The sequence below is a fragment of the Gordonia sp. QH-12 genome, from assembly GCF_001578675.1.
In the GTDB taxonomy this organism is placed as follows: Bacteria; Actinomycetota; Actinomycetes; order Mycobacteriales; family Mycobacteriaceae; genus Gordonia; species Gordonia sihwensis.
The window spans coordinates 1-20,526 of sequence record NZ_KQ969294.1; the positions used below are offsets into that span (position 1 = coordinate 1).

15 protein-coding genes are annotated in these 20,526 nt (G+C 68.2%); 8 read left to right on the plus strand and 7 right to left on the minus strand.

Features of this window, described 5'->3' with window-relative positions:
- Window positions 1–95 precede the first annotated feature (95 nt).
- A complete protein-coding gene (locus Y710_RS12285; RefSeq protein WP_006896543.1) occupies window positions 96–962 on the minus strand; it encodes a LysR family transcriptional regulator in 867 nt (288 codons plus the stop codon).
- A gap of 133 nt (window positions 963–1,095) precedes the next feature.
- Between Y710_RS12285 and Y710_RS12290 the strand changes: the two genes are divergently transcribed.
- The 3 genes from Y710_RS12290 to Y710_RS12300 all read left to right on the plus strand — a co-directional run bounded on the left by Y710_RS12290 (window position 1,096) and on the right by Y710_RS12300 (window position 5,142).
- Window positions 1,096–2,391 (plus strand): NAD(P)/FAD-dependent oxidoreductase, encoded by a 1,296-nt coding sequence (locus Y710_RS12290; RefSeq protein ID WP_062367575.1) that lies wholly within the window; start codon window positions 1,096–1,098, stop codon window positions 2,389–2,391.
- Between the two features lie 171 nt (window positions 2,392–2,562).
- Window positions 2,563–3,771, plus strand: coding sequence for a L,D-transpeptidase (locus Y710_RS12295; protein WP_045540497.1), 1,209 nt, complete (start codon window positions 2,563–2,565; stop codon window positions 3,769–3,771).
- A gap of 228 nt (window positions 3,772–3,999) precedes the next feature.
- The gene (locus tag Y710_RS12300) at window positions 4,000–5,142 is read left to right on the plus strand and encodes an acyl-CoA dehydrogenase family protein (RefSeq protein WP_062367576.1); all 1,143 of its coding nucleotides are present in this window, start codon (window positions 4,000–4,002) and stop codon (window positions 5,140–5,142) included.
- On the opposite strand, the gene Y710_RS12305 is transcribed toward Y710_RS12300, so the two are convergent.
- A complete protein-coding gene (locus Y710_RS12305) occupies window positions 5,123–6,637 on the minus strand; it encodes a pyridoxal phosphate-dependent decarboxylase family protein (protein WP_062367577.1) in 1,515 nt (504 codons plus the stop codon). The two genes, Y710_RS12300 and Y710_RS12305, sit on opposite strands and share 20 nt — an antisense overlap.
- Window positions 6,634–7,974 carry an MFS transporter gene (locus Y710_RS12310; protein ID WP_062367578.1) on the minus strand — a complete coding sequence of 447 codons (1,341 nt, stop codon included), beginning with the start codon at window positions 7,972–7,974 and terminating at the stop codon, window positions 6,634–6,636. Before Y710_RS12310 ends, Y710_RS12305 begins: the two co-directional genes overlap by 4 nt.
- A 170-nt stretch (window positions 7,975–8,144) precedes the next feature.
- On the opposite strand from Y710_RS12310, the gene Y710_RS12315 reads away from it, so the two are divergent.
- From Y710_RS12315 to Y710_RS12325, 3 genes are all read left to right on the plus strand, one after another.
- Entirely contained in the window at window positions 8,145–10,418 is a 2,274-nt protein-coding gene (locus Y710_RS12315) for a glycerol-3-phosphate 1-O-acyltransferase (protein WP_062367579.1), read from the plus strand.
- Window positions 10,415–11,923, plus strand: a complete 1,509-nt coding sequence (locus Y710_RS12320; RefSeq protein WP_062367580.1) for an HAD-IB family hydrolase — start codon at window positions 10,415–10,417, stop codon at window positions 11,921–11,923. Before Y710_RS12315 ends, Y710_RS12320 begins: the two co-directional genes overlap by 4 nt.
- Window positions 11,924–11,984: 61 nt before the next feature.
- Entirely contained in the window at window positions 11,985–13,364 is a 1,380-nt protein-coding gene (locus Y710_RS12325; protein ID WP_045538987.1) for a wax ester/triacylglycerol synthase domain-containing protein, read from the plus strand.
- 4 nt (window positions 13,365–13,368) lie between these two features.
- On the opposite strand, the gene Y710_RS12330 is transcribed toward Y710_RS12325, so the two are convergent.
- Window positions 13,369–14,079 carry a DUF4352 domain-containing protein gene (locus tag Y710_RS12330; protein ID WP_045538977.1) on the minus strand — a complete coding sequence of 237 codons (711 nt, stop codon included), beginning with the start codon at window positions 14,077–14,079 and terminating at the stop codon, window positions 13,369–13,371.
- 213 nt (window positions 14,080–14,292) lie between these two features.
- On the minus strand, window positions 14,293–15,684 hold the full coding sequence (gene allB / locus Y710_RS12335) for an allantoinase AllB (RefSeq protein ID WP_062367618.1): 1,392 nt from the start codon (window positions 15,682–15,684) through the stop codon (window positions 14,293–14,295).
- Window positions 15,685–15,929: 245 nt separating this feature from the next.
- Between allB and Y710_RS12340 the strand changes: the two genes are divergently transcribed.
- Entirely contained in the window at window positions 15,930–17,483 is a 1,554-nt protein-coding gene (locus Y710_RS12340) for an NCS1 family nucleobase:cation symporter-1 (protein WP_062367581.1), read from the plus strand.
- A 47-nt stretch (window positions 17,484–17,530) separates the two neighbouring features.
- Window positions 17,531–18,253: an aspartate/glutamate racemase family protein gene (locus tag Y710_RS12345; protein ID WP_062367582.1), complete on the plus strand. Its 723-nt coding sequence runs from the start codon at window positions 17,531–17,533 to the stop codon at window positions 18,251–18,253.
- A gap of 89 nt (window positions 18,254–18,342) precedes the next feature.
- Here Y710_RS12345 and Y710_RS12350 read toward each other — a convergent pair whose 3' ends face one another.
- Together Y710_RS12350 and Y710_RS12355 are read right to left on the minus strand one after the other, a co-directional pair.
- Complete coding sequence (locus Y710_RS12350; protein WP_062367583.1) at window positions 18,343–19,167, minus strand: bifunctional allantoicase/(S)-ureidoglycine aminohydrolase; 825 nt, start codon at window positions 19,165–19,167, stop codon at window positions 18,343–18,345.
- A gap of 30 nt (window positions 19,168–19,197) precedes the next feature.
- On the minus strand, window positions 19,198–20,478 hold the full coding sequence (locus tag Y710_RS12355) for a DUF6986 family protein (protein WP_062367584.1): 1,281 nt from the start codon (window positions 20,476–20,478) through the stop codon (window positions 19,198–19,200).
- Between the last annotated feature and the right edge of the window lie 48 nt (window positions 20,479–20,526).

The window sequence follows — 20,526 nt, forward strand, 5'->3', positions numbered from 1 at the left end:
GGGGTTCGAGTCCCTGATGGCGCACAGTAGAAGCCCTCGTCTGAACCACTCGGTTCGACGGGGGCTCTTCTCGTTCCCAGGGCCTGCTCCCCCGGTCAGCCGCGCCGATACCCTCCCGAGAGTTCGGTGAGCAGATCGGCGACCAGTGGATTCGGGGCGGCGTCGGTGCGCAGTGCCGCCGAGACCGTCAGCGTGAACGCCGGATTGTGCCTGCAGATGATGCCGGGCTGTTTGAGATCCTCGTACAGCAGCGTCCACGACTCCGGCCGGTTGATGAGATCGAAGGTCACCGGGTGTCCGTCGCGGATCTCGGGACCGAGCAGGGCGGCGACTCCGGCCTTGGCGAAGACTCGCTCGACGAGACGGTGCAGGAGAACCTGCTTCTCGATCGGCGGGAGCAGCAGCGGGTACTCGGCGAGTTCTTCGGGCCGGGGCGGCCTCCCGAGCTTGGCGAGACGGTGACGCGGACTGAATGCGACGACGGGTTGCTCGATCCACAGCGGATCGAGGTAGAGACCCTCGTGGTCGAGGCTGCCGCGGATCAGTGCGATGTCGGCGTCGCCGGCGGCGACGGCCTCGATCCGTTGGGCGAAGGGTTTGATGAGGAAGTCGATCTCTGCGTCCGGATGGCGGTCGCGGATCGCCGACACGGCCGCCAGCGCCGAACCGGCGAACGACATGTTCGCCGCGATCCGGATCCGGTTGGGCTGTGGGCTCACGGCGGCGATCGCGGCATCGCGCAAGCCCAGCAGTTCCCGCGCGCGTGGCAGCAGGGTCTCGCCGGCCTCGGTCAGTCGGACCCGGCGGGTGGAGCGGTCGAAGAGCTCGGTTCCGAGCTCGCGCTCGAGCGCGGCGATCTGGTGACTGATCGCCGACTGCGAGACGAAACACCGTTCGGCGGCCTTGGAGAAGCCGCCGGTGTCGGCGACCGCGGTCAGGTACTCGAGCTGCCGGAACTCCATTCCCTCACTGTATGAGTAGAACAGATAAATGTCATCGGTAAACGAGTGGTCAATCGGGTTGAGGGGCAACGCAGCTATCCGGCACTGTGATCAGTGAAAGCAATTGGCGGACAACGCACAGGAGATGAGGCACATGCGCAGCACCGAGGTCGTGATCATCGGCTCGGGATTCGGCGGATTGGCGGCAGCCAAGCAGCTGGCGAAGTCGAAGGTCGAGACGGTGCTGATCTCCGCGACGCCGGAGCATCTGTTCCAGCCGCTGCTGTACCAGGTCGCCACCGGCGTCCTCCCGGCGCAGGAGATCGCGCCGTCGATCGCCGACGTTCTCGCGGATAAGAAGTCGATCGACGTCGTGGAAGGCTACGTCACCGCGCTCGACGCCGAGCGCAAGGTGATCACCTACAGCACCGACGACGGCAGCGAGCAGATCGCCTACGAGTTCCTGATCGTCGCCGCCGGCGCGAGCCAGGGATACTTCGGCCACGACGAGTGGGCTGAGAGCACCTTCTCGCTCAAGACGCGCGACGACGCGATCGATCTGCGGGCGCACCTGCTGGACTGCTTCGAGGCTCCGCTCGCCGACGAGACCGCGCACACCTTCGTCGTCGTCGGCGCCGGCGCCACGGGTGTCGAGATCGCGGGCCAGATCCAAGAGCTGGGCCTGCGCTATTTCACCGACGCGCCGGCCACCGTCCACCTCGTGGAGGGGGCGGGCGACGTCCTTCCCGTGTACGGGGGCAAGTTGTCGGACTTCGCGCGCAAGACGCTGGAGAAGTCGGGAATCGACGTGATGACCGAGACCGTCGTGACCGATATCGACGGCGACGCGGTGACCGTCCGGGCCGCCGACGGAACCGAGCGGGTTCTGCGGGCGCGGACGGTGGTGTGGTCGGCTGGAGTGAAGGCCACGCCACTCGCGCAGGTGGTGGCCGAGGCGACCGGATGCGAGACCGACCGCGCCGGGCGACTGCTCATCAACCCCGACCTCACGGTCGGCGGCCGCGCCGACGTCTTCGCGATCGGCGACATGACGAGCCTCGACAGGCTGCCCGGCCAGAGTCCGGTCGCGATGCAGCAGGGCCGTCACGCCGCCGACATGATCCGCGGTGCCACGGTCCGCGGCACCCGGTTCCGTTACCTCGACAAGGGCAGCATGGCGGTGATCAACCGCCATAACGCCGTCGTCGACGCGCCGTTCGGCATCAAGCTCACCGGCTTCCTCGGCTGGCTCACGTGGCTCGGGGTGCACCTGTTCTACCTGGTGGGATTCCGGAACAGGGTCGGCGCCGTGCTGTCCTGGTTCCGCTCCTTCGCGGGCTCGGCTCGGCCGGGATTCGCGCAGGTGGACCGCTCGGCCGGGCGCGGCGCCGACGCCGGCGGCCCCGACGGGACCGGCGACCGCCGCCCGCTCGCGGAGTCGGCGGCCTGAGCCGTCCGGGACGACCGCTCGACGCCGGGAACGTGCGCAGGTCGTTCGCGTGAATGATGTGTGGCGCTCCACACGCGTCCGAGGTGCAGGCGGTCTGGCGCCTCTCGTACAATGGGCAGCCGGAACAGGCTCCGTCTCTGCGGAGCCCGCTGAATTCTTCTTGGGAGCACAATGCGTTTTCGTCGGATGCGCGGCCGTCGGTTCGGGGCCAAGGTCACTGCCGTTTTTGCCATGCTTGCCGCCATCGCGCTGATCTCGTCCTGTAGCAGCTATGACGGTCAGGTCCACGCGAACGGTGAGTTCGGGGACATGATCAAGCCTGCACTCGCGTTCACCGACGAGTCGGGCAAGCCTCTGCAGAAGGGTGAGGTGGGCGTCCAGCCGGGTGCGCCGATCGTCGTGACCGCGACCGAGGGCACCATCCGCAATGTCAACATCCCGAAGTCGGACGGCACGCCGATCAAGGGCGTGCTGAGCGAGGACGGCACCAAGTGGACCAGTGCCGAGCCGTTCGGATACGACAGGTCGTACACGGTCACCGCGGACGCGATCGGCGTCGGCGGCACCACGACCAGCAAGAGCACCTTCACCACCCGCGCTCCGAACAACGTGACGCAGGCGTACATCAGCCCGCCCGACGGTGAGACCGTCGGTATCGCGCAGACCATCGGTGTGCGTTTCGACGAGGCGATCCCGGACCGCAAGGCGGCCCAGGCCGCCATCAAGATCACCTCGACCCCGAAGGTGGAGGGCGCCTTCTACTGGATCAGCGACCAGGAGGTCCGCTGGCGTCCCGAGCACTTCTGGAAGCCGGGCACCAAGGTGAGCGTGACGGTCAACACCTTCGGAATCGATCTGGGCGACGGGCTCTTCGGCCAGGAGAACGTCTCGTCGTCGTTCAAGGTCGGCCGCCAGATGGAGTTGTTCGCGGACGACAACACCAAGATGGTCACCGTCAAGCGCGACGGCAAGGTCATCCGGACCATGCCGACTTCGATGGGCAAGGAGAGCGCCCCCACCGACAACGGCATCTACATCATCGGTGACCGTCTCGATCACATCATCATGGACTCCTCGACCTACGGCGTCCCGACGAACTCCGCCGACGGCTACCGCACCCCCGTGGACTACGCGACCCAGATGTCGTACAGCGGTATCTACCTGCACTCGGCTCCGTGGTCGGTGTGGGCGCAGGGCAACACGAACACCAGCCACGGGTGCCTGAACCTCAGCCCGGACGACGCCCTCTGGGTGGTCCGGAACACGTTGCGCGGCGACCCGGTGACGGTGAAGAACACGATCGGGCCCGAACTGCCCGGCACCGACGGTCTCGGCGACTGGAACATCCCCTGGTCGACGTGGTCTAAGGGCAACGCCTGACCTGCATCTCTCGTCCCCGTAAACGCCCGGAACCGCCTGGTTCCGGGCGTTTACGGTTGTGCGCGGGGCGGCCGGAGCGGCGGTCGGCGCCGCCCCGGACGCGACGTTGACATCGAGCGATGTTAAGCTCGCGAGGCACTCAAAATACGGTACGACTGTATAGTCGCCGGTAGGGCTGGGCGGCACGCTCAGCGTCGAACACCGCACTCGAGATAGGTAGCTCAACTCATGGCACGACGTCCTTCGTGGGAGACCGAGGAACTCACCGCGCTGCGCGACATGGCGCGCGCGTTCTGCGAGAAGGAGCTCGCTCCGAACACCGAACGCTTCATCGAGCAGCACCACGTCGACCGCGATCTGTGGCTCAAAGCGGGCGAGGTGGGCCTGCTCTGCATGTCGATCCCGGAGGAGTACGGGGGCGGCGGCGGCACGTTCGCCCACGAGGCGGTCCTGATCGAGGAGCAGGCGCGGGCCGTCGACTCGTCATGGGGCCAGAGCCTGCACAACGGGATCGTCGCGCACTACCTGCTCGCGTACGGCTCCGAGGAGCAGAAGCAGCACTGGTTGCCGAAGATGGCCTCGGGAGAGGTGGTCAGTGCGATCGCCATGACCGAGCCGGGAACGGGATCGGACCTGCAGAACGTCAAGACCAAGGCGATCAAGGACGGTGACGATTACGTCATCGACGGTTCCAAGACCTTCATCACCAACGGCGGCCAGGCCGATCTGGTGATCGTCGTCGCCAAGACCGACACCAACGAGGGCGCCAAGGGCATCTCGCTGATCCTGGTCGAGACCGACCGCGAGGGCTTCAGCCGCGGCCGGATCCTCGACAAGGTCGGCATGCGCGGCCAGGACACGGCCGAGCTGAACTTCTCGGGTGTGCGTGTGCCGCAGTCGAATCTGCTCGGCGACCAGGAGGGGCTGGGCTTCATCCAGCTGATGACGCAGCTTCCGCAGGAGCGCCTGATCATCGGTGTCGCGTCCGTCGCAGGCATGGAGGTCGCCCTGGAGAAGACGCTCGAGTACACCAAGGAGCGCACCGCCTTCGGCCGTCCGATCTACGGCTTCCAGAACACCAAGTTCAAGCTCGCCGAGGTCGCGACCGAAGCACACGTCGCCCGGGTGTTCATCGACGACTGCATCGAGCAGCACCTGCGCGGTGAACTCGACATCCCGACCGTGGCGATGTCGAAGTGGTGGACCACCGAGAAGGCCATGCAGGTCGCCGACACCTGCCTGCAGCTCTTCGGCGGCTACGGCTACATGAACGAGTACCCGATCGCCCGCATGTGGGCCGACAACCGCGTCCAGATGATCTACGGCGGCACCAACGAGATCATGAAGGAGATCATCTCGCGCGCACTGTAGTGCCCGTCCCGGCCGGCGGCGGATTGGTGAAGGCGGCGAGGAACTCGATGAGCATCTTCGCCGTCACCGGTCGGGGAAGGAGGTCGATGGCGGCGATCACGGCGCCGATGTCGAGCGCCTCCTCCGACCGCGCCGGGTCGGAGTGCGGGTCGATCCCCGCTCCGATCAGCACGGCCTCGGTGGCCGCCGAGTCCAGCCCGACGGCGTCCTCGACCGTGACGGCTCCGGACTCGAACGCCGCGGCCAGCTCGCGGAGCGGGCCCGGTGCGTCGATCGGCGGAAGTGCACGAGCCGCGGTCGCGGCGTCGACCATTGCGGCCGACAGCTCGGCGGCCACCGTCCGGGTCACCGGAGTGATCGTCAGGTGGGTGCTCGCGGCGAGTTCGGAGCCGTCGGACTGCCGGTAGCGGGGCTGCGCCTGCAGGGTGAATCCACGCGCGTGGACCTCGTCGGCCCACCGGTGGGGGTCGATCGGCCGCGCCGACGCGTGGTCGGCGGCCACCGCGAAGACCGGACCGAAGGGGTCGCCGACCACCCGGAGCCCGTCGATGGCGCAGATCTGTTCGAGGAGCGCCGTGCGCGCGGCGGCGACGTCGCCGACGAGTCCGGCGAACCCCTCGGGGCCGAGGAACTGGGTGATCGCCCACGCTGCGGCGGTGCCGGTGGCCGATCGCGACCCGAGCAGCGTCGGGTTGACCACCGGATAGCCCGGCCAGTCCGCGGTGGCGAAGTAGCCGGCGCGGTGCCGATCCCGATCGGTGTGCAGCAGGATGGACGCGCCCTTCGGGGCGTAGCCGTATTTGTGGAAGTCGGCGGACAGGCTGGTGACACCGGGCACGGACAGGTCCCACGGATCGGACGGTTCGGGCCACCAGGCGAGTGCGAAGCCGCCGAGACAGGCATCCACGTGCAGCGGCAGCCCGCGTTCGAGCGCCAGCGCGCCGAACTCGGCGATCGGGTCCATCGTTCCGGTCGGATAGTTCGGAGCGGACGCGACCAGCAGGAAGGTCTCGTCGTCGACGTGCGCGGCGACGTCGGCGGCGGACGGTCGAGTGGAGTCGGGATCCACCGGAACTCGTCGTAGATCGACGCCGAGCAGTTCGGCGGCCTTGTCGAAGGCGGCGTGCGCCGTCGACGGTGCGACCACATTTCCGTGCCCGCGCGGGAGCCCGGAGGTCCGGCGGGCCGCGGCGACGGCGAGGAGGCAGCTCTCGGTGCCGCCGGAGGTGACCGTCCCGACGGCGTCGGGGGAGCCGAATGCGCTCCGGGAGAACTCGATCAGATCGCGTTCCATCGCGGCGACCGATCCGAAGACCGTGGGATCGAGTCCGTTCACCGGACGGACGAGCTCGGCTGCGTCCGCGGCCAGCCGGTCGAGGACGCCCAGCCCGCTGTCGTACACGTAGGAGAGGATCCGGCCGCCGTGGGTCGGCGCGTCGGATTCGCGCAGTCGGCGCAGTCTGGCCAGTACCTCGTCCGGGTCGCGGCTCGTCACGGACGTCTCCTCTCGTAGCGGGTCAGCAGCACCAGACTCAGCGCCACCAGGACTGCGGGCAGCACCGAGAATCCCGCGGTGATGCCGATGATCGCGCTGCGCGGCTGATCGGCGACCGTGTCGGCCGTCGACGAGACGAACCCGGTGGCCGCGAGCACCAGCAGGTACAGACCCGGTCCCACGGCCATGCCCAGCGTTTCGCCCGCGGTCCAGAGGCCGGACAGGGCGCCGCCCTGCTCGCGGCCGGTGCGCGCGGAGTATTCGTCGATCACGTCGGGAAGCATCGCGAGCGGAAAGGTCTGCATGCCGGCGTAGCCGACGCCGGTGATCGCCAGGACTCCGAAGACCCACGCCCCCGGCGCCGCGATCGCGAAAGCGAGGATCACGTCCGCGAGCAGGAACAACGCCGACGCCGCGTACAGACCGCGCAGCTTCCCGAAACGTCGTCCCACACGGACCCACAGCGGCATCACCAGCAGCGCCGGTGCCACGAGCGCGACGAACAGCGGGGTCAGCGCGGCGGAGCTGTCGAGGACGTAGGTCGCCAGATACTGCGCTCCGGCGAGCATCACCGCGCTCGCGAGCGCCTGAATCACGAAGACCGACAACAGGACCCGATAGTGGTGATGATCGCGGACGGCCCGGAACGCCGCGGCTCCGCCCACCGCGTGCGTCGCGGTCCGCGCCCGGATCGGCGCCCGACGGCCCGCGGCGCCGGCGACCGCTGTCGAGACGGCCATGCCTCCCGCGATCACGGCCACGGACACCGCAGCCATCACCGCGTAACCGGCGGCGCCGCCCCCGAGCGCATCGCGGACCGCGGGAGCGCCCGCGCCGATCAACAGGATCGCCAGCGCGAGAACCGCGATCCGCGCCGAGATCAGACGTGTGCGCGCGTGATAGTCGGGCGTCAGATCGGTGGGCAGCGCGATGTACGGGACCTGAAAGCAGGCGTAGGCCACGGCAGCGGTGGTGAAGAAGACGAGCACCCACAGTGCGGCCACCGCGGGCGGCGCGGCCGTCGGTGCGGCGAAGGTGAGAATGAACGTCGGCACGATCGCGAGGGTGCCGATCCACATCAACCGCGTGCGGGATCCGGTGGCGGCGAACGCGGTGTCGTTGCGAGCGCCGATCAGCGGGTTCACCAGGACGTCGACGATCTTGGGGATCACCACGATCGCCGAGGCGAGCAGGGCGCCGACCGCGAGAGTGTCCGTGAGGTAGTACGCCAGCACCAGTCCGGGCAGCACGCCGAAGCCACCGGTTCCCAGACTGCCGGCCGCGAAGCCCGCGGTGACCCGGCGTGACACCGGCGGCGCGGAGGTCGAAACACTCACACGATCGAGTAGATCAGACGATCAAGACCGGCGGGAGTGTTTGGTGCCGGCTCGACCGGAATACCGAACGGCATCGAATACCGCCCCGGACCGATCCGCGATCGGCGACAATTCAGTTCCCGCCGGAACTCAGCCGTGTCCGGGGGCAGATCGTCGGAGAAGGAGATTCGGTGAGCGCGATCGTACTGGCGCAGGTGCGGACCGGAGTGGAGCAGGAGATCCTCGACGAGTGGGCGGCGAAGCATCATCCGGGTGTCGGCGTGGTCAGGCTCGAGGACGTCGACGTGGCCGCTCTCGATCCGGACACCACCCTGATTCCGGCGCGCGTGGTGTGGTTGCCGCCGGTGCGTCGCGGTGAACGCAAGGTCGCGTTGGCCGACGCGATCGTGCTCTCGAATCCGCGGCGCCCACCGGCCTTCCGGCAGGCGGCCATCCGCAGGCACGGACCGGATCGGGTCCGCGTGGTGCAGGGCGTCCCCGCCACAGTGGCCGAACTCGGCGCTCGCTACGACGAGCGGCAGGCCGAGGGGACGTCGTTCGCAGGCTTCGTCGGCATGCAGGCCGCGATCTCGGCCGAGCGCGCGGAACTCGAACTCGTCGGAACCCGGTACAAGGTGCCGCGACTGGTGGCCGAGCAGATCAGCTCGTCGGCCAGATTCCAGGCCGCGGCCGCCGAACTCGCGGCCGAACTCGGGCGGTCCGCCGCATCGGTGGCGCAGGAGGCCACCGACAAGATGAGCGCCTTCGTCGCAACCCAGAGCAGACTGGTCCGCGACGTCTTCACCTCCACTTTCAGCGGACTTTACGAGCGCGCATGGTCGGTGTCGGCGGATCTGGACACCCTCGGACGTCTGCGCTCGGTCAACAAGTCGAGTTCGCTGGTGTTCCTGCCCTCGCACCGGTCGTACGTCGACTCGCTGATCCTGGCCAGTGTGCTGCATCAGCACGACTTTCCGCCGAACCTCGTGCTCGGGGGTGAGAACCTGGCGTTCTGGCCGTTGGGACCGATCGCCCGCCGCGCGGGCACCGTGTTCATCCGGCGCAAGTTCGGCGCCGACCCGGTCTACAAGCTGGCGATGCGCTCGTACCTCTCCTTCATCGTCGAGAAGCGCTTCAATCTGGAGTGGTACATCGAGGGCGGCCGAAGCCGGACCGGCAAGCTGCGGCCGCCGATGCTCGGTCTGCTCGCCTACGTCGCGGACGCTGTGGAGGCGCTCGACGCCGCGGACGTGGTGGTGGTGCCGACCTCGATCGTCTACGACCAGCTTCCGGAGATCGCCGCCATGGCGAAGGAGTCGGCCGGGGGCACCAAGAGTCCCGAGGACCTCAAGTGGCTGCTCAAGTACGCTCGCGCCCAGCGGACGTATCGCGGCGAGGCCCGCGTCCGGTTCGGTGAACCGTTCTCGCTCCGCGAAGCGCTGGCCGAGGCGGGGACCGGGCGGGCACGCCTGGAGAAGGTCGCGTTCAAGGTCATGGACGAGATCAACGCCGCGACTCCGATCTCGGCGACGTCTCTGGCCGGGTTCGCATTGCTCGGCGCCGCGGACCGGGCGTACACGGCGCGGGAGATCGAGGTGATTCTGGCGCCGTTGCTGACCTACATCGACACCCGCGGCCTGCCCGGCCCCGACCCGTCGCTGTGCCGCGGGCTCGGGCTGCTCACCACGCTCCGCGAACTCACCGACGCCGGTGTCCTCGAGACCTTCGACGGCGGCCCGGAGCAGGTGTGGTCCATCGCCCCCGACAATCATGCGGTCGCCGCCTACTACCGCAACGGCGCGCTGCACCACTTCGTCGGCCGGGCGATCGTCGAACTGGGGATGCTCGCCGTGTCGGCGGGCGACGTGGTGGAGGGAGGCCCGGCGCCCGACGCGCAGGCCGGCGCCGACGAGGGGCTGCTCGCTCCCGCGCAGCAGGAGGTGCTCCGCATCCGCGATCTGCTCAAGTTCGAGTTCTTCTTCCCCGCCAAGCAGGAGTTCCTCCATCGGCTCGGAGCCGAGATGGATCTGCTCGCTCCCGGTTGGCGGACCGACCGGCGGACCAAGGAATGGGTGCATGCGGCGCTGCTGGCGAGCGCGGGGCAACTGTTCGCCCGCCGCACGCTGCAGACCTTCTTCGACGCGCAGCTGGTGGTGGCGACCCGGCTGGTCGCCCTCGGATCCGAGGAACTCGACAAGGAGGAGGTGTTGACCGAGTGTCTCGGCCTGGGCCGCCAGTTGTCGTTGCAGGGCGTGGTGCACAGCAAGGACTCGGTGTCCCGGGAACTGTACGACGGCGCGTACCGGCTGGCCGACAACCGCGGCGCGGTGCACGGTGATTCGGCGAGCGAGGTGGCCTCCCGCCGCAGAGCCTGGCTCGACGAGGTGGAGGAGATGCGGTGCAGGCTCGCCCGGATCGCCGAGATCGAAGCGGCGCAGGCCGCAGCGCGGGAGGCGGACGCATGAGTGCGCTGGCGGAGCGGCTGCGGGCGATCCGGTCCGCGCCCGAGGGCGGGCGGGTCTGTGCCTTCTTCGACTACGACGGAACGCTGATCGAGGGGTTCTCGGCCACGGCGATCCTGCGGGCGCGTCTGCGCAGCCTCGAGTTCACGCCCGGCGAACTCCTCGACGGACTGATGATCGCCCTGCGCGGCTGCTCGTCGGAGCAGGACTTCGCCGAGGTGCTCGAAGCCACGCGGCCGGCGTTCGCAGGCAAGACCTACGCCGAGTTGCTGGCGATGGGCGAGCGGCTGTTCAAAGAGGACACGGCCTCCAAGCTGCGGCCGCAGATGTGGCAGATCATTCGCGCGCACCGGTCCAAGGGACACCGCATCGTGATCGCGTCCTCGGCCACGCGCTTTCAGATCGAGCCCATCGCCCGGCAGATCGATGCCGACGACGCGCTCGCGACCGACGTCGAGGTGATCGATGGGATCGCGACCGGCAAGATCCTCGGCAGACCGCTGTGGGGCCCCGGCAAGGCCGCCGCGGTGCGGCGCCTGGCCGCCGAGCACGATCTGGACCTGGCGTCGTCGTTCGCCTACAGCGACGGAAACGAGGATGTGCCCTATCTGGAGGCGGTAGGACATCCGGCGGCGGTGTCGCCGCAGCGGGGGCTGCGGGCGGTCGCCGAATCGCGTGGCTGGCCGATCCTGGAACTGCGGAATCCGTCGCACAACAGGCTCGGCATGCTCGCCCGCACCAGTGCCTTCTACGGCTCGTTTCTCGGAGGCGCCGCCGTCGGATTCGCCAGGGGAGTGCTCAGCGACGACGGCACGCAGGTGATGCAGAAGGCTGTCTCGTCGGGGATCGACACCGGTTTCGCACTCGCCGGGGTCCGGGTGGACGTCCTCGACGGAGGCGGCTATCTGCAGTCGGCTCGACCGTGCGTCTTCGTGTTCAACCACCAGTCCAAGCTCGATCTCCCGGTGATGATCCATCTCATCCGCGGCCAGGCCACGGGGGTGGCGAAGAAGGAGATCCGCGACCTGCCGCTGTTCGGCAGAATCCTGGAGGTCGGGGGTGTGGCGTTCATCGACCGCGCCGACGCCGGCCGGGCGATCGAACAGTTGGAACCGGTGGTCCGGAAGGTGGTCGACGAGGGGTTCTCGCTCGTCGTGGCCCCGGAGGGGACGAGGTCGGCGACGCCGCGGATCGGTGAGTTCAAGAAGGGACCGTTCCATATCGCCATGCAGGCCGGCGTGCCGGTGGTGCCGGTGGTCTTGCGCAACGCGGGCGAGCTGATGTGGCGCGGAGCGCAGTTGATCAAACCCGGCACGGTCGAGGTCCGAGTGCTGCCGCCGGTCGACACCTCCTCGTGGGTGCCCGAGAACGTCGGCGAGTACGCGAGCCAGGTGCGACAGCAGTTCCTGGACGCGCTGGCCGACTGGCCGGTCACCGCGTTCGACGACGGCCGGATGACCAGGACGATGGGAGTCTTCGAGTGGCAGGAGTCCGAAGGTGACGAGTGATTCCGGTGCACCGCGCGAGCCGGTGGTGGACCGGCCTCTTGCATGGGGCACCGAACCGGAGATGAGTGCGGTCGACACGGTCATGTGGCGCGGCGATGCCGACCGCAGGTTGCGGTCGACGATCTCGATGCTCGAGGTCTACGACTGTGAACCGGATTGGGATCGGCTCGTGGCGGCGCACGACTGGGGAAGCCGGATGGCGCCGCGGTTCCGTCAGCGAGTGATCGAATCGCCGCTGCGCACCGGCACCCCGAGTTGGGAGGTGGACCCCGACTTCGACTTGCACTACCACCTGCGGCGCGTCCGGGTAGCCGGCGACGGATCGATGCGCGAGGTCCTCACCCTCTGCGAACAGCTGGCGATGACACCGCTCGACTCGGCTCGACCGCCGTGGGAGGGCTACCTCATCGACGGGCTGGCCGACGGCAAGACCGCGTACTTCTTCAAGGCGCATCATGCTCTCACCGACGGACTCGGTGCGATTCTCGTTCTCGCGCAACTGCATTCCACCAGCCGCGAGCCGATACCGGGCAAGCCGCAGCCGCCCGCCCCCGCACCCGGGGATCTGTCGTCTCTCGACGTGCTGAGCCGCCAGATCGGAGAGGAGATCCGCCGGCTGCCGAAACTGGCCGGACTCGCCGTCGCCGGAGTCCGGGCGATCGGTGATCCCAAGCGGACCCTGCGCCGAGTGCTTCGGTACGGCCGATCGGTTCCGCGAGTCGCCGGAATGATCAGTCCGCCCGGATCACCGCTGCTGGCGGCTCGCAGCCTCTCGTGGCGGTTCAGTGCGTTCGAGGTGGACTTCGCCGCGCTGCGCGCCGTGAGTTCGGCGACCGGCGCGTCGATCAACGACGTCTACCTCGGCGGCCTGATCGGCGGCTTCCGGCGGTACCACGAGAGGATGGGGACGGTGGTCGACACGATTCCCGTCGCGATCCCCATCTCGGTCCGTGAACCCGGCGATCCCGATGGCGGAAACCGGATCGCCGTCGGGCGGCTCGCGGGACCGATCGGGATCGACGACCCGTTCGAGCGTGTGCTGACCATCCGGGAGCAGGTCCGCGCGGCGCGCGCCGAGCCCGCGGTCGACATCCTCAACACCATCGGGCCGGTGGCGGCTTGGCTGCCCGGCCCGCTGCTGGCGCAGTTCAGCGGCACCACGTCGCAGAACGATCTGCAGGCCAGCAATGTGCCGGGGATTCCGTGGGAGACGTTCGTCGCCGGCGCCCGCGTGGAGCGGATGTTCCCCTTCGGCCCGCTGCCCGGCTGCGCGGTGATGGCCACGATGATCACGCACAACGGCACGGCGTGCCTCGGCCTGAACTTCGACGCCGCCGCCGTCACCGAGCCGGAATTATTCGCCGAGTGCGTCGTCGACGGCTTCAACGAGGTGCTGGACCTGGGCGATGACCCGGGTGACCGCCTGAAGCGTGTGGTGTAGGCGGTTAGGCCAGATCCACCGAGGCTCCATTCGAGAACATCGAATCGTGCAGTTCCACGGCTGCGGGAACAGCGCCCTTCGGCATATCGAATACGAGCTTGACGTCGACTGCGTTGCCCGGGTTGATGTTGTCCCAGACGGTGATGTCCGACCCGCCGAGCGCGATCTGCGCTGTCGTGTCGGGCTCGAATGTCCGGTCTTCGGAGTCGATCAGCTTCTGGGCGGTCGGAGAGAAGGACTGGGGCTTCTTCCCGATGTTCTTCACTGTGACCGACAGGATGACGAACTGCCCTTGAGCCTGCTCGGTGAGGTAGGGATTGTCACCCACAGAGGGCACGCCCTTCTCGACACCGGTGACAGTGAACTCGAACTTGCCATCCCGGACGGGAGTGTTGAGCCCCGCGTCCTTCGACTTCTTGTCAGACTTCTCGTTCGTTTCATCGTCTGGGACAGCGGTCGCTGTGTCGGCTCGCTGGGAAACGGTCGCCGCGCTCTTCGCAGTCTTGTCAGTGGACTTGTCGTCGTCGCCGCCGCTCATCGCCGCCGCGATGATCACCACTACGACGACGATGCCGACGATCCATGGCCACTTCTTGCGCTGCTTGGCCGGCGGCACGGGCGGTTGCATCCCTGGGCCGACGGGTGGATGGCCATACTGTGGATGGCCATACTGCGGGTAGGGGCCATTCGGTGGAAGGGGTGGCTGGTTGGTCATCGTGCTCCTGAATGTGCGTGTGCGCAATGCGCGGAAACCGTACGAATCTTAGGAGTCGGCAATGTCTTGTTCGGGGATATCAGCGAGCCCGGTGGACGATTAGACCGATCAGCCGACAAGCGTTTGGAAGTTCGCTGTGCCACAACGCACTTCGCCGGCGAGGTGGTGCCTCGCCGGCGAAGTCGTTTTCCGTTGTCTGACCAGGTGATGGGATCAGACGTCTCCGCGGCGCAGCATCCGGCCGCGGGGGTTCTCGAAGTCGACCTTCTGACCGCGAAGCCAGGTGCCCGTGACGACGCCGGCCAGGGCGCGGCCGTCGTACGGACTGATCGGGTTCTTGTGATGCAGGTTGCGGACGTCGACCACCTGCGCCGAATCGGGCTCGAAGATCGCGAAGTCGGCGTCGCAGCCGAGGGCGATGCGGCCCTTGTTGGTCAGCCCGGCCAGAGCCGCGGGCTTGGCCGACATCCATTCCATCACCTGCGGCAGATCGATGCCGCGGCGCTTGGCCTCGGTCCAGATCAGCGACAGTCCCAGCTGCAGTGATGCGACGCCGCCCCAGGCGACGCCGAAGTCGCCGCCCTCGACGTCTTTGAGGTCGACCGTCGACGGCGAGTGGTCGGACACGATGCAGTCGATGGTGCCGTCGAGCAGCCCCTGCCAGAGCAGCTCTCGGTTCGACGCCTCGCGGATCGGCGGACAGCATTTGTACGCGGTGGCGCCGTTGGGGATCTCCTCGGCGAGCAGCGTCAGGTAGTGCGGACACGTCTCGACGGTGAGCTTGACGCCGTCGCGGCGCGCCGAGGCGATCATCGGCAGTGCGTCCGAGGACGACAGGTGCAGGATGTGCGCGCGGGCGCCGGTCCAGCGGGCGCGCTCGATCACCTCGGCGACCGCCACGTTCTCTGCGCCGCGCGGGCGGGAGGCCAGGAAGTTCGCGTACTGGTTGCCCTCCGCGGTGGGCGCGTGGTCGATCGCGCGCGAGTCCTCGGCGTGAAAGATCATCAGGGAGTCGTACTTCGCCAGCTCCGCCATATCCGCTTCCATCTCGTCGGCGGTGAGATGCGGGAACTCGTCGACGCCCGAGTGCAGCAGGAAGCACTTGAAACCGAAGACGCCCTCGTCGTGCAGCCCGCGGAGGTCGCCCTCGTTGCCGGGAATGGCGCCGCCCCAGAAGCCGACGTCGATGTAGGTCTTGCCCGCGGCGGCCCGCCGCTTGATGCTGAGCGCCTCGACCGTGACGGTGGACGGAATCGAGTTCAGCGGCATGTCGATCAGCGTGGTGACGCCGCCCGCGGCGGCCGCCTTGGTGGCGGACTCGAAGCCCTCCCATTCGGTGCGACCCGGCTCGTTCACGTGCACGTGGGTGTCGACCAGCCCCGGAATCATCACTTGATTCGACGCGAGTTCGATGACCTCGGCACCCTGCAGGCCGCTGCCGAGCGGCTCGATCGCGGTGACGCGGCCGTCGCGGATGCCGATCTCGCGGGCCACGATCCCCGCCGTCGTCAACATCTGCTCGCCGCGCAGGACCAGATCGAACGCGGTCGCGGGCTCGGCGGACACGGACTGCGCCGTCTCGTTGCTCTCCGGGCTGGTACTCATGTGCGGCTGCTCCTCCACGTGGTCGCCGGGCAGATCTGTCGAGGAGAGAATACCGCAGAGTAATTCCTCATGGTGGAATCACATCTTCGTTTTTTGGAACGGCGCCCAGCGGGCGTGCGACGTGCTCGGGGGTTGACATCTGACCGAGCGGTAGGCGTAAATATTCAAAACCACGGAATCTTAATTCCACACAGTGGAATCAGCGGTTGGCGGCAAGGTCCTCCGCGACGAGTGAAAGTCCTGCCATGAGCACCGAATCATCCGGAGTGATCGAGGACGCCGGCCCCGCCGGCCGCACTGAGTCCGCGGTGTCGTTCGACGACGTCGCCGTGCGGACCGAGCAGGGACTGCCGGAATGCGTGAGTCCCGCCCTCTACAACGCCGATCTGGCTCCGACCAAGCGGGCCGGACGACGATGGAGCGCGTACAACATCTTCACGCTGTGGGCCAACGACGTGCACAGCCTCGGCAACTACGCGTTCGCGATCGGCCTGTTCGCGCTCGGCCTGGGCGGATGGCAGATCCTGCTGGCCCTCGGCCTCGGCGGACTGTTCCTGTTCCTGCTCCTGAATCTCTCGGGCTTCATGGGCGAGAAGACCGGCGTCCCGTTCCCGGTGATGAGCCGGATCTCGTTCGGCATCCGCGGTGCGCAGATCCCCGCCCTCATCCGCGGCGCCGTCGCCATCGCCTGGTTCGGCATCCAGACCTTCCTCGCGTCGGTGGTGCTGCGCATCCTGATCGTCGCGCTGATCCCGTCGGCCCAGAACCTCGATGCGAACAGTTTCCTCGGACTCTCCACCCTCGGCTGGATCTCGTTCGTCTCGCTGTGGGTGATCCAGCTGGTGATCGTCAGCTACGGCATGGAGATGATTCGCCGGTACGAGGCCTTCGCCGGACCCGTCATTCTCATCACCATGATCGCGCTGGCCGTCTGGATGCTCAGCCAGGCCGACTGGACCATCGCGTGGACGACGCCGGACTCGCTCACCGGCGGTGAGATGTGGGCCAAGATCGTCGGCGGCGCCAGCCTCTGGGTGGCGATCTACGGCACGTTCGTCCTCAACTTCTGCGACTTCACCCGCAACGCGAAGTCGAAGGGCTCCATCGTGCGGGGCAACTTCTTCGGCATTCCGCTGAACATGCTGCTCTTCGGCGGCATCGTCATCACCCTCGCCGGCGCGCAGTTCCGGATCGACGGCCGGGTCATCGAATCGCCGGCCGACATCGTCCAGGCCGTGCCGAACACGTTCCTGCTGGTGCTCGCCTGCCTCGCGCTGCTGATCCTGACGGTCGCGGTCAACATGATGGCGAACTTCGTCGCACCGATCTACGCGCTGAGCAATCTGTTCCCCAAGACGCTGAACTTCCAACGCGCGGCGCTGGTCTCCGCGGTCATCGGTCTGGTGATCCTGCCGTGGAACCTCTACAACTCGCCCGCGGTCATCAATTACTTCCTCGGCGGACTCGGTGCCCTGCTCGGCCCGCTGTTCGGCATCGTGATGGCCGACTACTGGCTGGTCCGGCGATCGCGGGTCAATGTTCCCGAGTTGTTCACCGAGGACCCCGACGGCGCCTACCACTACCGGGGCGGCGTCAACCCCCGCGCGGTGATCGCACTGATCCCGACGGCGGCGTTCGCTCTCGTCCTGGCTTTCGTGCCGGCCTTCGAAGTGGTCTCGGAGTACTCGTGGTTCATCGGGGCCGCCGTCGGTGCGATCCTCTATCTGCTCGTCGCCGATCGTAAGGGACCGTTCGCCGACGTCTCCGGCGAGGCCATCGCCGTCGCCAGCACGCACTGACGTCCGGCACGCCCCATTCCCGTCCATTCCCCCGAAGGAGCGAATCCGTGCGGATCCTCGTCGCCAACGTCAACACCACGCAGTCCATGACCGACGCGATCGCGGAGTCCGCCCGGGCCGTCGCCGCGCCCGGGACCGAGATCGTCGGCGTCACTCCGCGCTTCGGCGCGGACTCCTGCGAGGGCAACTTCGAGTCGTACCTCGCCGCTATCGCCGTCATGGATGCGATCACGTCCTATCCCGAGCCCTTCGACGCCGTCATCCAGGCCGGCTACGGCGAACACGGCCGAGAGGGACTCCAGGAATTGCTCGACGTGCCCGTCGTCGACATCACCGAGGCGGCCGCCTCGACGGCCATGTACCTCGGTCACAAGTACTCGGTCGTCACGACGCTCGACCGCACCGTTCCGCTGATCGAGGACCGACTGCGCCTCGCCGGTCTCGCGACGCGCTGCGCGTCGGTGCGGGCGTCCGGCCTCGGCGTCCTCGAATTGGAGTCCGACCCGGAGCGTGCCGTGGAGGCGATCGTCGCGCAGGCGCGCGAAGCGGTCGAGCGCGATCACGCCGAGGTGATCTGCCTCGGCTGCGGCGGAATGGCCGAGCTCGAGGAGAAGGTCAGGGCCGCGACCGGCGTTCCCATCGTCGACGGCGTGCGTTCGGCGGTCACCATCGCCGAGGGGCTCGTTCGCATGGGGCTGTCGACCTCCAAGGTGCGCACGTACGCACCGCCGCGTGAGAAGAAGGTCGTGGGCTGGCCGTTCCAGATCTGATCCGCCGACCACCGACGCATGGAACCGCCCGGCACGCGGTGGGGGAGCACGCGTACCGGGCGGAGTGCGGGGAGACGATCTGCCTGAAGTCAGAGCAGGATCTGGCGGTTGACGTCCTTGTAGAGCAGATACCGGAAGTTCGACGGCCCACCGGCGTAGCAGGCCTGCGGGCAGAACGCGCGCAGGGAGAGGTAGTCGCCCTCCTGCACCTCCACCCAGTCGCCGTTGAGGTGGTAGACGGCCTTGCCTTCCAGCATCAGGAGTCCGTGCTCCATGACGTGCGTCTCGGCGAAGGGGATCGTGGCGCCGGGCTCGAAGGTCACGACGTTGACATGCATGTCGTAGGCGAGGTCCTGCGGATCGAGCATGCGGGTGGTGCGCCATTTGCCGTCGGTGCCGGGCATCGCGGACGGTTCGATGTCCCGCTCGTTCCCGAAGCGGACCGACGGTGCATGGCCGTCGACGGGCTGATAGCGCTTGCGGATCCAGACGAAGGTCGCGTCGGCGTCGGCGTCGTTGCGTGCCGACCACGCCTTGCCCGCGGGGAGGTAGGCGAACCCGCCCTCGGTGAGCGTCTGCGCATGTCCGCCGGCGACCACCGACAGCACGCCGGAGGTGACGAACAGGAAACCCTCCACCTCGGGCTGCGGCTCGGGCCGGTCGGCGCCTCCACCGGGCTGGACCTCCATGATGGCCTGGAAGAACGTGGTGGAACCGCCGGCGACCGGCCGATTCAGGATCCAGCCGCGCGTGCGGGTCCACTCGGGGAAGACCGACGTGACGATGTCGGAGAGGACACCGCGGGGGATCACCGTGTACGCCTCGGTGACCACGGCCCGATCCGTGAGCAGCGCGGTCTGCGGCGGCAGGCCGCCGCGGGGAGTGTAGTACGACGCTTTCTGCGGTGGGGTCACGACGTCTCCTCTGTGGGGTGTGAGTTCGGTTCAGGCGAGCGGAGTGGTGATGCGACCGAGGGCGACGGCCCGGACCGTCTCCATCGGGAGGTCGGTGGCGGCTTCCACATCGTCGGCGGGGAGTGCGCCGCAGACGGCGCCGCGGTCGATGAAACCGGCGAGTGCGCGGGCCGTGGCCGGCTCGTCGAGAATCCCGGAGTCGATGCGGTGCATGTAGTTCCGCAGACGCGCGGCGGCGGGAGCGAAGCCGTCGCGGTAGAAGGCGTAGGTGGCCAGGAAACGGGTCACGAGCTGGTTCGGGTGCAGATCCCACCCCTGGTAGATGCCGCGCTCCAGGTGGCGGCGGACGAGTCGGGCGTGCAGCCGCCAGGCCGCCGCCCGCTCCCGGTCGTCGCCGACGGGCAGGACGTTGGTGGAACCGTCGGACAGGTGAACGCCGGTGCCCGCGACGGCCAGCTGCATGACGTTCTTGGCGTGGTCGGCCGCCGGGTGCTCCATCGACTGGTACGCCGCCGCGATGCCGAGCGACGCCGAGTAGTCGTAGGTGCCGTAGTGCAGTGAGCTGACCCGTCCGTCGCCCGCATGGATCAGCCTCGCCACCGGAGCCGTGCCGTCGGGGCCCAGGACGGCCTGCGGCGTCTCCACCTGGACCTCGAACCGGATGCGCCGGGACGGGAGGCCGTGCGCCTGTTCCAGCGCTGCCGCGACCTGGACCATCGCCTCCACCTGGTCCACCGAGGTGACCTTCGGGAGCGTGAGGGTGAGGCCGTCGGGCAGCGGCCCTCCGGCCGCCAAGGCGCCGATGAAGGCGTCGAGCGTGCGCAGCCCGCGGCGCCGGACGGGAGCCTCGAAGCATTTGAAGCGGATGCCGATGAACGGTGGGAGCGCGTCGGAGTCGATCGCGGAGCGCACCGCTGCGGCGGCGGATGCGACGTCGGCGTCCTCGGCGGCGTCACCGCGGTCGCCGTATCCGTCCTCGAAGTCGAGACGGAGGTCCTCGATGGGTTCGGACCTCAGTTTGGCCGCGACGAGATCGGCGAGCCGTTCCGGTGTGGACTCGGGCGCGGCGCCGAGGCCGATCATCGCCGCGACCGCGTCGAGGCCGCCGGCCGCGCGCGCGGCGTCCAGTGCGGCGGCGCCCCACTGTCGCGGGAGTTCGGGTGCGTAGCGGTCGGCGGGAACGTACACGGTGTGGACCGGCTGGCGTCGACCGTCGTCGCCGGGGTAGCGGCGTGCCAGGTCCTCGTCCGCCTCCGACAATCGGCTGTCGACGTCGGCCAGAAAGGAATCGCTGAGATAGCCGCTGGTCATTCACCCTCCCTTTCAGTCGAATACGGAATTGCAATTCCGCATTGTGGA